A 12,115-nucleotide genomic window follows, 5' to 3' on the forward strand; every position below is an offset into this window, starting at 1 on the left:
GCCTTGCTAGCGCAAGGCGCCTCGGGGCAACGCGGTGTCGGTTGCATAGAGACGGGCGAAGCGCGCCCGCCAACATTGGAGTATCTGTGGGAATCATGAAAAAGCTTCGCCTGGCAGCGTACGCTGCGACTCTCTTCGCCGTCGCAGGCGTGTTGCCGGCCGCGCCGGCGCAAGCTCAAGGTCTCCCGGCTGGCAACGGCCAGACGGTCGATACGATCGCCGCAGTCGTCAATGACGGCGTGATCACGCAGCGCGAGCTCGACAGCCGCGCCGAAATGATTGCTCACCGGCTGCAGCAGCAAAACGCACCGGTTCCGCCTGAGGAACAGTTGCGCGCGCAGGTGCTCAACCAGATGGTGCTCGAGCGCATCCAGCTCCAGAAGGCCAAGGAAGACGGTATCACCGTCGACGACGCCGCCGTGCAGCGCACGCTCGAGCGCCTCGCCCAGGCCAATGGCATGGATCTCGCCACGTATCGCGCGCGCATCGAGGCGGCCGGCGTGCCCTGGACCACGTTCATGCGCGACGCGCGCACCGAACTCACGCTCTCGAAGCTGCGCGAGAAGGAAGTGGACAGCAAGGTCACGGTGTCCGACGCCGAAGTCGCGAACTACATCGCGAGCCAGCGCGGACCGAACGCAGGCCAGTCGAACGATCTGCACTTCCAGCACATCTTTATCAAGGCACCGCTGAACGCCTCGGAAACCGACATCGAAGCCGCGCAGGCGAAGGCCAATGCGCTGCTCAAGGAAGCCCAGTCGGGTAGCAAGTTCGAGAGCCTCGCGAAGTCGAACTCGCAGGCGAGCGACGCAAGCAAGGGCGGCGACATGGGTTTCCTCGCGCAGTCGAAGCTGCCGCCCGAGTTCGTGACCGCCGCTTCCACGCTGCGTCCGGGCGAGGTGAACCCCTCGGTGATCCGCACCAGCGACGGCTTCGAGATCGTACGCCTCGTCGAGCGCCGCCAGGGCCAGGGCACCGCCGCCGACGCGCCCAAGCTCGTGCAAACGCACGTGCGGCACATCCTGCTGCGTGTGGGCGACGGCATGTCCGAACCCCAGGCGCGCCAGAAGCTGCTCGAAATCCGCCAGGAAATCGCGGCGGGCGGCGACTTCGCCAAGTTCGCACGCACCTACTCGCAGGATGGCTCGGCCTCGCAGGGCGGCGACCTCGGGTGGATCAGCCCGGGCGAAACCGTGCCTGAATTCGAGCGCGCCATGAACACGCTGCAGGACGGCCAGTTGAGCGAGCCGGTACGCACTGAGTATGGCTACCACCTGATCCAGGTGCTGGGCCGCCGCGACGCCGAAGGCTCGATCGCCCAGCAAATGGAACTCGCGCGCCAGGCCATCGGCCAGCGCAAGGCGGAGCAGGCTTACGCCGACTGGCTGCGGCAGCTGCGCGACAGCGCCTACGTCGATTACAAGATCGCGGGCATGACGCCGCCGCACAACTAAGCGCAGTCACCCAGGGATCGAGCCATGAACGCCTCCGCATCGTCGTCGCCGGCTCCGCGGAGGGCGGGGCCGATCCGCATCGCCATCACCACGGGTGAACCAGCCGGCGTCGGCCCCGAGCTGACCGCCGCCGCGCTGGCGGGCGCCTCGGCCCACTGGCCCGACGCGCAGTTCGTCGTGCTCGGCGACAGCGCGCTGCTAGAAGCGCGCGCGAAGGCCGCGAGCGTTGACTGGGGCGCCGTGCTGGCGAACCAGCCTGTGCAGGTCGAGCATGTCGCACTCGCGACGCCAGCAAAGCCTGGCAAGCTCGACGCCGCCAATGGCCGTTATGTCCTCGCACTGCTCGACCGCGCGATCGACGGTGCACTGGCGGGCGAATTCGACGCGATCGTCACGGCGCCGCTGCAAAAGAGCACCATCAACGACGCCGGCGTGCCCTTCACCGGCCACACCGAATATCTCGCCGAACGCACGCATACGCCGCGCGTGGTCATGATGCTGGCGGGGACCGGCGCGCGTCCATTGCGCGTGGCGCTCGCCACGACGCATTTGCCGCTCAAGGACGTGTCGGCGGCGCTTACCGTCGACGGGCTCGTTGAAACACTAGGCATCATCGACCATGACCTGCGTCATCATTTCGGTGTGCCCGTACCGCGGATTCTGGTGACCGGCCTCAACCCGCATGCGGGCGAGAATGGCTACCTGGGGCGCGAGGAAATCGACACGATCTCGCCGGCGCTGGCCGCCGCCGCCGCGCAAGGTATCGACGCACGTGGCCCTTACCCTGCCGACACGCTGTTCCAGCCGCGCTACCTCAAGGACGCGGATTGCGTGCTGGCGATGTTCCACGACCAGGGCCTGCCGGTCCTGAAATACGCGACGTTCGGCGAAGGCATCAACGTCACGCTCGGCTTGCCGGTCGTGCGCACCTCGGTCGATCATGGCACCGCGCTCGACCTCGCCGGCACTGGCCGCGCGGACGCAGGCAGCCTGATCGCCGCCCTCGACACCGCCGTTTCGATGGCGCGCCACCGGCGCGCTATCTGATTGATTCTAAAGAAGATGTCCAACAGCAGCAGACAGCACCAAGGCCACTTCGCGCGCAAGCGCTTCGGCCAGAACTTCCTCGTCGACACGGGCGTGATCGATTCGATCGTCGACGTCATTCGCCCGCAGCGCGGCGAGCGCATGGTCGAGATCGGGCCGGGCTTGGGCGCGCTCACCGAGCCGCTCATCGAGCGCCTCGCCACGCCTGAATCGCCGTTGCACGCGGTCGAGCTGGACCGCGACCTGATCGCGCGCCTCACGAAGAAGTTCGGCCGGCTGCTCGAACTCCACGCGGGCGACGCGCTCGCGTTCGACTTCGGCTCGCTCGCGGCGCCGGGCGAGAAGCCTTCGCTGCGCATTGTCGGCAACCTGCCGTACAACATTTCGAGCCCGCTGCTGTTTCATCTGACCACGTTCGCCGAGCGGGTGATCGACCAGCACTTCATGCTGCAGAACGAAGTGGTCGAGCGTATGGTGGCGGAGCCCGGCAGCAAGGCGTTCGGCCGTCTCACGGTGATGCTCCAGTACCGCTACGTGATCGACAAGCTGATCGACGTGCCGCCCGAATCGTTCCAGCCGCCGCCCAAGGTGGATTCCGCGATCGTGCGCATGATTCCCTACGCACCGCACGAACTGCCGAAGGTGAACGACGCCGTACTCGGCGAACTCGTGACGGCCGCCTTCTCGCAGCGCCGCAAGATGCTGCGCAATACGCTCAGTGATTACCGTGAGCGCCTCGACTTCGACGCGCTCGGCTTCGATCTGGCTCGCCGCGCCGAGGAAGTGCCCGTTGAGGAATATGTGAGTCTTGCGCAGGCGCTGGAAGGGGCAGGCGGCGCTTGATGCGCCGCGTTGCCGGTGCGTTAGCCGTCGCTCAGGCGGCTTCGGTGCGCTGCGCCTCGTAGGCCTTGAGCTGGCTATGGACGACGCGCAGCACCGAAAGCTCGCTCGATCCGTGCTGTACCGCTCCGCCGCGCCGGATCAGGTCGCCGAGAACGTGATCGGCCTCGATACGCGAACCGTTTTGCACGTCGCGCAACATCGAGGCGGTGAGCGACGAACCCTTGGCGAACAGCATCGCGCGCGAACGCTCGAGGAAGCTGTCGCGTACGGCGTGGCCGTGTTCGGCTGCGATCGCGCGGCATTCGGCGAAGAGACGCTCGATGATCGTGGCGCCGTCGGGCGTGGAGAGAATCACGCCAACGGGCGCACGGAAAAGACACGTGCTGCCCGCGAGCGACGCGAGAAACACCCACTTCTCCCACATCTCCTGAAGGATGTGATCGCTCGCCTTCACGTGGAAACCGGCATTGCCGAACTGATCCGCCACGGCTTGCACGCGCGGCGAGACGCCGCCGCCGAGTTCGCCGAACGTGATGGCCTGCACGTCGTTCAGATGCACGATCTCGCGTTTCTCGTTGAGCGTGGACGCGATCAGGCACACGCCGCCTAGTACCGCCTGCGTGCCGAAGTGCGCCTGCAGGACTTCGAGATGGCGCATGCCGTTGAGCAGCGGCAGGATCAGCGTGTTCGGGCCGACGGCCGCGGCGAACGAATCGATGGCGTTGTCGAGGTCGTAGGCCTTACAGCTCAGCAACACGAGATCGAACGGTTGCCCGCCTTGCGACTCGAGCGCTTCGCGCGTGACGGTCTTCACGTCGCGCAGCTTGAGATCGCCTGCCGGGCTGTGGATGACGAGGCCTGCTTCGCGCAATTGCGTGGCGCGCGCCTCGCGTACCAGAAACGTCACGTCACGCCCGGCAGCGCCGAGCCGGCCGCCGAAATAGCCGCCCGTCGCACCCGCGCCGACTACCAGAATTCGCATGTCTACTCCTCATTGCTTGCGTTTAGCGAAATTGCCGAGGCAATTCCGGGATGGCGTTCATGCTAGAGCAAATCGGCGCATCTTGCCGGCGTCGGCAGGGCCGGCGCGTTTTTGGTACAGTCCGTTTTTTGACGACGGCAAAACGGAGTACACAATGCGCCTGCTGCACACGATGATCCGGGTCGGCGACCTCGATCGCTCGATCAAGTTCTATACCGAACTGCTCGGCATGAAACTGCTGCGCCGCGAAGACTACCCCGATGGCAAGTTCACGCTGGCCTTCGTCGGGTACACGGACGAGCGCGACGGCACCGTGATCGAGCTTACGCACAACTGGGATACGGCTTCCTACGATCTTGGGACTGGCTTCGGCCATCTGGCGGTTGAAGTGGCGGACGCCTATGCGGCTTGTGCGAAGATCAAGGAGCAGGGCGGCACGGTGGTGCGCGAGGCTGGCCCGATGAAGCATGGGACCACGGTGATCGCGTTCGTGACCGATCCGGATGGGTACAAGATCGAGTTTATTCAGAGGAAGTAGGGGAGTTGGTAGGGCGGCGTCAGAATCCTCCGGCGCCGCCGTTTAAAGCTCGTTCAGCTTTAAGTGGAAGTAACAAATGTCCAAAAATTAAAAAGAAAATACTGGACGAGTTGTGTGAATTGAGTACCCATCCGTTTTATCTCGATCGAGACAATTGTTTGTGATCGAATTCACATCTTTTTTCAGAGTGAAATATATCGATACAAATAATTTGCACTGCAAATTATGCGATATCAAAAGCCTGAGTAGCACGCAGCCAGTTGCTTATTCTTGGCGGATTTGAGATTGGCGGGATACCGTGACGCACTCTCCTATGGGTCCATTTCGGACTCTTCCTATATACGCGGAAGTAGCGGCGGTCGAAACTTTCTCCCCTGTCAATATGCAAGAAACGGACTCGGCGAGGCGCCCCCACGCGAAAGGTGGTGCGCGGGGTATCCACCTTTAGGCTGGCAAGCGCGGGAGCTGCTTATCCGCGCGAGCGTCTTCGAATTCATTGAGCGAGGGAGTTCAGCGTGCAGGGAAGCAACCAATTTTCGCGTAATCCGTCTCTTATCCCCGGTGGATCCGCGACGTGGCTGGACGTTTCACGAATGAACCTGCAGCAACTGGCGGCGATTGGTGCGCGCCAGCGTTGACGTCCCACGTCCGCTGGGACGCGCAAATCAATTCATTCGTGGATAACTCAATGCATCTGCCCGCTCAAGGCCATCGCGCCACATCAAGACGCCGTTCTGGCGCACTGATGCGTTTGCTGGACATTGTTGTGATCACAGTGTGCGCGTCCGCCGCCTTGCGGCTAGAGGCGACAGCGGCTCAACCTGGCTATGACAACGCGCTTGTCGCGTTCGCGCTATTGGCGTCGGTATTCCTCTTCCCGCTCTTCGGTCTGTATCAGACCGTTCGCAGCAACATCCTCTGGCACTGCGTTTGCGCGCCTTTTGTCGCGGTGGTGCTCGCTCTCGTAGTAGCGTTGCTGGTCGCGATCATTCTGCTGGACCCGTATCGTCCGGCGGGCGATTGGTTCACGCGGTGGATGTACCTCTCCGGGTTGAGCCTGGTGATTTGCCGGATCGTCGAACGCAGCCTTTGTCTGCGGCGGGCGGAGCAGGGCGCACGCACACGTGCCGTCGCGATCGTTGGCAGTGGGGCGCACTGCCGCCACCTCCTGCGCAAGGTCGAAACAACACCGAACTCAATCTACGCCGTGTCGACCATCTTCGACACCGGCCCGGAGATTGCCGCGGCGCCTGGCGTCGTGCCGGCGTTTCGCGACAGGGAAGGGTTTGCCGATTTCGTGCGCCGTTATCACGTCGTGGAAGTCTGGCTCGCGCTGCCGCTCTCGGAAGAGAACACGATTCTCGAATTCATCGACTTGTTTCGCAACGACCTCGTCAACATCCGTTTCGTTCCAGATGTCAGTGGCCTGGCGCTTTTCGAAGGCGAAATGGTCAACCTCGACGGCACGTCTGCGATCAACCTCGTGGGCTCACCGCTTTCGTCGGACGCACTCGTTTCGAAGGATATTTTCGATCGCGTGTTTGCGCTGCTGGCTGTATTCGGGCTGGCTCCGGTGCTTTTCATCATTGCGCTAGCCGTGAAGCTTTCTTCGCCGGGGCCGGTGCTCTTCACGCAACGGCGCAAAGGTGCGAACGGCAAGGTCTTCAACATATACAAGTTTCGCAGCATGCGGGCGCATGAAACGGCGCACGGCGTAGTCAAGCAGGCAACCCGCAACGATCCCCGTATTACGCTCGTTGGCGCTTTCCTGCGCCGCACGAGTCTAGACGAGCTACCGCAATTCTTAAACGTACTGCGGGGCGAAATGTCGGTAGTCGGGCCGCGCCCACACGCCATCGAACATGACGCCCTCTATCAAAACATCGTGGACGACTATGTCCACCGCTATCGCATCAAGCCGGGAATTACAGGCTGGGCTCAGGTGAACGGCTTTCGCGGCGAAACGGATTCTGTCGAGAAGATGCGGGGCCGCGTCGAACACGATCTCTATTACCTCAGCAACTGGTCCTTCTGGCTCGACATGCGCATCGTGGTCGCAACGATGTTCAAGGGACTGGTACATCGCAACGCGTATTGAATAGCCGGAATGTAGAAGTGCTGAAACGAATCAATCAACCGTGTAGTCGCTCCGGTCATGGGCAGCGGCGCGACACCGCCGCCCGGCTTGCGAGTGGCGGCATTGCAATCGCGCTCTGCATGGCGCTTGGCGCCTGTGCCGTTGCACCGGGCATGCGCATGTCCGTTTCCCAGGGAACGACTCAGGCCGCGCCAAGCGATGCAACTAGCGCGGACGCCGACACGACGTCCTCCGAGGGATCTGTCGCCGACGGCGCGGGCGCGCAAGTGGCGAATGCCACCTCTGCTACGCCCGAAGTGCCCATCACGGAACTCAACGTCGACTCCGTGAAACGCTCCCAGGAAGCGCGTCTGAAGCAGCAGCAACAGCAGGTCGATCTGCTTTCGTCGGTTCCGCAGCCCTATGCGATCGGTGCCGGCGACGTTTTGCAAATCGTTGTTTGGGACCACCCGGAACTCGCCGCGGCCCTCGGTAGCACGCAGTCGCAAGCCTCCACACGGCCGGGCGATCCGTTCTCCGGTTTCGTCGTCGATCAGTCTGGTGAACTCGCGTTTCCGTATGCGGGCACGATGCGCGTCGCGGGACTTCGTGCGGAGGACGTGCAGCGCCGCTTGACCGCTGCGCTCGGCCGCTATTTCATTAAGCCACAAGTCACCGTACGGATGGCTTCCTATCGCGCGCACGAAGTCTATGTCGACGGCGAGGTGCGCACCCCCGGCGTGGTCGCTGTGAACGACGTCCCGATGTCTTTGTACGAAGCGATTTCGCGCGCAGGCGGTTTCTCGGACACTGCCGATCAAAGCGACCTCGTGCTCGTACGCGAAGGTAAATCACATCGCATCAATCTTACGCAGATGGTAGCCAGCGGCCTGAGTCCGTCGCGCCTGTACCTCAAGCCTGGCGACATGTTGCGCGTCGTCGCTCGCGACGAAAACGATGTCTACGTGATGGGCGAAGTCAACAGGCCGATCTCCGCCATTCCGCGTCGCACGGGGCGCATCACGCTGGCCGATGCCATCGCTCAGGCTGGCAGTGTTAACTCGTCTACCGCGGACGCGGCGCAAATGTTCGTGATTCGTGGCGCGTTGAACGGCAAGCCTGAAGTGTTCCATCTGGATGGTCGTTCGCCGGTGGCAATGCTCGTTGCCAAGGAATTCGATCTTCAGCCGAAGGATGTCGTGTATGTCGATGGCAATGGCCTCGTCCGCTTCAACCGCGTGCTGACGTTGTTGATTCCTGCAATCAATGCGGGCTTGACTGCAGGGCTGGTGGCGAAATGATCGAGAGCGTTCTTGTTGTTTGCGAAGGCAACATTTGCCGCAGTCCGTTGGCGTGCGCCATGCTGGCGCGTTCGCTGCCCACTATCGGTTTTAGTTCGGCGGGTACTCACGCACTCGTGGGCGAGGGAGCGGACCCGCTCATCGTCGAGCTGGCGCGTGATCGCGGAGTGCAACTTAAGGATCACGTGGCGACACCGCTCACCGATGAGCGCGTGCGCGGTGCCGATCTGATTCTCACCATGACGAAGGCGCAGCGGGACCAGATCGAGCACGCCTGGCCGTTTGTGCGCGGCAAGGTGTATCGACTGATCGAAACGGAGGGTGTTGACGTTGTCGACCCTTATCGGCGACATCGCGCAACGTTCGACCTGGCGGTCGCACAGATCGAACATGGCGTCGCGCACTGGCGTGGCGTCCTCGCAGGACAGCAGGTTCATTGAATCATGACTCTTCTTAAGAAAAATCCGCCGGTCAATACTGCGGATGACGACGAAATCGACCTTTCTGAACTGATTGCCGTGCTTCGAGAGAATATCTCGTTGATCGGTATCGTTACCGCAATTGTCTTCATGATCGGTGCGCTTTACGCCTTTCTCGGGACGCCTGTCTATCGCGCAGACGCGATGATCGAGGTGGACGACGATTCGGGCATGGGTTCGATCAACGAGAAGCTGGGCGACCTGGCGTCGCTGTTTCAGTCGAAGGCAACTGCCGACGCCGAGATCGAGCTGATTCGGTCGCGTATGGTCGTTGGCGAGACGGTCGAAAGGCTGCATCTAGATATCCGTGCGGTTCCTAACTATTTTCCCTTGATCGGCGCCGCTATTGCCCGTAACCGCTCCGTTGCAGGCGGTGGGATGCCCTCCGCGATGCTCGGGCTGGACAGCTTTGCCTGGGGTGGGGAACGAATCAGCGTCACGAAATTCGACGTACCGCAAGCGCTTCGCGAGAAGAGATTCAAGCTGACGACATTGACTAACGAACGCTATGAATTGCGGGATCCAGATAACAACGTGGTGCTGTCGGCGCATGTCGGTGAACTCGCTCGCGGCGAGACGCAATATGGTCCAGTTGAGTTGAACGTAGCTTCGTTGCTCGCGCGCAGTGGGACGCATTTCGTTTTGACGCGCCTCTCCACGCAGCTTACCGTCGCCGACCTTCAGAAAGCACTCGACATTGCTGAGAAGACGAAACAATCCGGGATTATCGGCGTAAAGTTGGACGGCGACGACGCACCGCGCATTGTGGCTACGATCAACATGATCGCAAGCTTGTACGTGCAGCGAAACGTCGACCGCAAATCGGCTCAGGCGCAACAGATGCTGGATTTTCTTAGCGAGCAGTTGCCTGAATTGCGGGCCGCGCTCGATCAGTCTGAGGCCCGCTACAACGCTTTTCGAGAAAAATCTGGTGCGATCGATCTCGATACACAGGGCAAGCTGCTATTGCAGTCGATCGTCGATACGAAGACGCGCTTGAATGAGCTACAACAGCAGCGCGCCGATCTCGTCCAGCGCTTTACGGCGTCACACCCTTCAATTGCGGCGGTTGATGCACGGATTGCAGAACTAGAAAATCAGCAGGACCAGTACGAAAAGCAGGTAACGAGGTTGCCAGAGACGCAGCAGCAAATGCTACGCCTTCTGCGTGACGTGAAGGTCAACACAGACCTGTATATGAAACTACTGGATAGCACGCAGCAGTTACGCGTGTTGAAGGCTGGCCAACTTGGCAACGTGCGGACTGTCGATTACGCCGTCGTCCCCGAAAAGCCGGTTCGCCCGCTGAAAATTCTCGTATTGCCGCTTGCGATCGTACTCGGGTTGCTGCTCGGTTGCGCGATCGCCCTTGGTCGCCGCATGTTCAACCGCGGCCTGGAAAGCCCGGCTGAAATCGAGCACGCAGTAGATATTCCCGTCTATGCGATCATCTCGCACAGCGACAAGGAGCTGACGCTGCGTCAATCGGTACGCCGCAATCCCACGAGGCCAGGCGTTCTTGCGGCCGTATACCCGGATGACGTCGCAGTGGAAGGACTACGGAGTTTGCGCACCGCAATGCAATTCGGCGTTCTCAAGCCTGAGAACAACATCGTCATGATTACTGGACCGCGGCCGGGTGTCGGCAAGTCGTTTGTCTCCGTGAACCTCGCCACCGTTCTTGCGGCAGCAGGAAAACGGATCTTGCTGATCGACGCCGATATGCGGCGTGGTGATGTGCATTCCTATTTCTCGATCAATAGGAAGCCTGGCTTCGCCGAAGTTCTTGTCGGACGTGACCCGAAGGATGTCATTCATCGCGAAGTTTTGCCAAATCTCGACGTGATGATGTCTGGTTCGACTCCCGACCGTCCGGCGGAACTTCTGGTTCGCGACCGCCTGGCGGACGTGCTCAGGGCGCTTGCTTCGACCTATGACATGGTGATCGTCGATTCGCCACCAGTGCTGGCGGTCACGGATGCCGTCCTAATTGGCAAACACGCCGGAGCCACGCTGATGGTCGTGCGCCATGGTCGTCACTCTGCCGCAGAACTGCGCGAATGCACGCGACAACTCTCGAGCGCGAACGTTGTTGTGGACGGTCTGTTGCTCACGGATGTTCCGGAGCGTGGTGCGACTTACGGCGCCTATTCGAACTACAGCAAGAAGCCCGACTGAGGCTATCAGCCATTGCGCGCAGGGCGCCATTTGTACAGGACACGGTATCGATGGAAAAAAAAGTACTACTAACGTTTGGGACGCGACCGGAGGCGATCAAGATGGCACCGTTGGTCAAGCGCCTTCAACGTGAGCCAGGTATTCGGTGCCAGGTTTGCGTGACGGGACAGCATCGCGAAATGCTAGACCAGGTGCTCACCTTATTCGCCATCCAGCCTGACTTCGATTTAAACATCATGAAGCGTGGCCAGAATCTATACGACGTCACGACGTCCATCTTGACGGGCATGCGCGACGTGTTGGCGCAGGCACAACCGGATCTTGTGTTGGTGCATGGCGATACGACTACAACGATGGCGGCGACGCTCGCTGCGTTCTACGGCCGAACACCGGTCGCACACGTCGAAGCGGGATTGCGCACGGGCAATCTGCTTTCGCCATGGCCGGAAGAGGCTAATCGCAAGTTGACCGGCGCACTCGCTTCGCTGCATTTCGCGCCTACTGAAAAGGCGCGCGACAACCTCATTCGTGAAGGCGTGCGGGCGCAAGCAATCGTTGTGACGGGGAACACCGTGATCGATGCTTTGTTGCACGTGCGCGAACGCCTGGCAACGGACGCGGAACTGCGCGAGGACGCGCAGCGCATGTTGCCAAAGTTTGACTCCTCGCGGCGCCTCGTCCTGGTCACAGGCCACCGTCGTGAGAGCTTCGGCGACGGGTTCGAGCGCATCTGTGCCGCGCTTGCACAAATTGCGCGTACGCGGCCGGACGTAGACGTCGTCTATCCCGTTCATCTGAATCCGAGCGTGCGCGAACCGGTTAATCGCCTGCTTACCGGCATTGTCAACGTTCACCTGATCGAGCCTCTCGACTACCTTCCGTTCGTTAGCCTCATGGACCGCGCTCATTTGATCCTGACCGATTCAGGTGGAATTCAAGAGGAGGCGCCGTCGTTGCGCAAACCCGTTCTCGTGATGCGCGAGACCACGGAGCGTCAGGAAGCGGTCGACGCAGGCGTGGTCCGGCTAGTGGGTACTGACGTGCGTGCGATTGTCGAGGGCGTGACGCAATTGCTGGCAGACCACGATGCATACGCCGCGATGAGCCGCGGCGATAACCCCTATGGCGACGGGCACGCGTGCGAACGAATCGCAGGCACGCTGAATGGCTGGTGGGCTGCTGCGGCTTGCGCAGCGTGAGATTTTGAGAACCAAGT

At 61.4% G+C, this 12,115-nt stretch carries 10 protein-coding genes; 9 read left to right on the top strand and 1 reads right to left on the bottom strand.

From position 1 onward, the window contains the following. The first annotated feature begins 86 nt into the window (after positions 1-86). The 3 genes from JMY28_RS07255 to rsmA are packed head-to-tail and all read left to right on the top strand — an operon-like array spanning position 87 to position 3,344. Positions 87-1,454 (top strand): peptidylprolyl isomerase, encoded by a 1,368-nt coding sequence (locus tag JMY28_RS07255; RefSeq protein ID WP_236596748.1) that lies wholly within the window; start codon positions 87-89, stop codon positions 1,452-1,454. Positions 1,455-1,478: 24 nt separating this feature from the next. Continuing rightward, positions 1,479-2,501 (top strand): 4-hydroxythreonine-4-phosphate dehydrogenase PdxA, encoded by a 1,023-nt coding sequence (gene pdxA, locus JMY28_RS07260; protein WP_201695248.1) that lies wholly within the window; start codon positions 1,479-1,481, stop codon positions 2,499-2,501. A 15-nt stretch (positions 2,502-2,516) separates the two neighbouring features. Beyond that, positions 2,517-3,344: a 16S rRNA (adenine(1518)-N(6)/adenine(1519)-N(6))-dimethyltransferase RsmA gene (gene rsmA / locus JMY28_RS07265; protein ID WP_201695249.1), complete on the top strand. Its 828-nt coding sequence runs from the start codon at positions 2,517-2,519 to the stop codon at positions 3,342-3,344. 31 nt (positions 3,345-3,375) lie between these two features. Here rsmA and panE read toward each other — a convergent pair whose 3' ends face one another. Next, positions 3,376-4,326 carry a 2-dehydropantoate 2-reductase gene (gene panE / locus JMY28_RS07270; RefSeq protein ID WP_201695250.1) on the bottom strand — a complete coding sequence of 317 codons (951 nt, stop codon included), beginning with the start codon at positions 4,324-4,326 and terminating at the stop codon, positions 3,376-3,378. 154 nt (positions 4,327-4,480) lie between these two features. Here panE and gloA point away from each other — a divergent pair, with 154 nt between their 5' ends. From gloA to wecB, 6 genes are all read left to right on the top strand, one after another. Continuing rightward, on the top strand, positions 4,481-4,864 hold the full coding sequence (gene gloA / locus JMY28_RS07275; protein WP_201695251.1) for a lactoylglutathione lyase: 384 nt from the start codon (positions 4,481-4,483) through the stop codon (positions 4,862-4,864). A 745-nt stretch (positions 4,865-5,609) separates the two neighbouring features. After that, complete coding sequence (locus JMY28_RS07280) at positions 5,610-6,962, top strand: undecaprenyl-phosphate glucose phosphotransferase (RefSeq protein WP_201695252.1); 1,353 nt, start codon at positions 5,610-5,612, stop codon at positions 6,960-6,962. 17 nt (positions 6,963-6,979) lie between these two features. Then, the gene (locus JMY28_RS07285) at positions 6,980-8,242 is read left to right on the top strand and encodes a polysaccharide biosynthesis/export family protein (protein WP_236596749.1); all 1,263 of its coding nucleotides are present in this window, start codon (positions 6,980-6,982) and stop codon (positions 8,240-8,242) included. Continuing rightward, entirely contained in the window at positions 8,239-8,682 is a 444-nt protein-coding gene (locus JMY28_RS07290) for a low molecular weight protein-tyrosine-phosphatase (protein WP_201695253.1), read from the top strand. The genes JMY28_RS07285 and JMY28_RS07290 overlap by 4 nt, the downstream gene beginning before the upstream one ends. Before the next feature lie 3 nt (positions 8,683-8,685). After that, the gene (locus tag JMY28_RS07295; RefSeq protein WP_201695254.1) at positions 8,686-10,899 is read left to right on the top strand and encodes a polysaccharide biosynthesis tyrosine autokinase; all 2,214 of its coding nucleotides are present in this window, start codon (positions 8,686-8,688) and stop codon (positions 10,897-10,899) included. 50 nt (positions 10,900-10,949) lie between these two features. After that, complete coding sequence (gene wecB / locus JMY28_RS07300; protein WP_201695255.1) at positions 10,950-12,098, top strand: non-hydrolyzing UDP-N-acetylglucosamine 2-epimerase; 1,149 nt, start codon at positions 10,950-10,952, stop codon at positions 12,096-12,098. The last annotated feature ends 17 nt before the right edge of the window (positions 12,099-12,115 follow it).

The sequence above is a fragment of the Paraburkholderia hiiakae genome (genome assembly GCF_904848665.1).
Classification (GTDB): Bacteria; Pseudomonadota; Gammaproteobacteria; order Burkholderiales; family Burkholderiaceae; genus Paraburkholderia; species Paraburkholderia hiiakae.

Coding starts and splice junctions, on each gene's coding strand:
- pdxA (WP_201695248.1), top strand. CDS start 1,479: ATGAACGCCTCCGCATCGTCGTCGCCGGCTCCGCGGAGGGCGGGGCCG.
- rsmA (WP_201695249.1), top strand. CDS start 2,517: ATGTCCAACAGCAGCAGACAGCACCAAGGCCACTTCGCGCGCAAGCGC.
- panE (WP_201695250.1), bottom strand. CDS start 4,326: ATGCGAATTCTGGTAGTCGGCGCGGGTGCGACGGGCGGCTATTTCGGC.
- gloA (WP_201695251.1), top strand. CDS start 4,481: ATGCGCCTGCTGCACACGATGATCCGGGTCGGCGACCTCGATCGCTCG.
- JMY28_RS07280 (WP_201695252.1), top strand. CDS start 5,610: ATGCGTTTGCTGGACATTGTTGTGATCACAGTGTGCGCGTCCGCCGCC.
- JMY28_RS07290 (WP_201695253.1), top strand. CDS start 8,239: ATGATCGAGAGCGTTCTTGTTGTTTGCGAAGGCAACATTTGCCGCAGT.
- JMY28_RS07295 (WP_201695254.1), top strand. CDS start 8,686: ATGACTCTTCTTAAGAAAAATCCGCCGGTCAATACTGCGGATGACGAC.
- wecB (WP_201695255.1), top strand. CDS start 10,950: ATGGAAAAAAAAGTACTACTAACGTTTGGGACGCGACCGGAGGCGATC.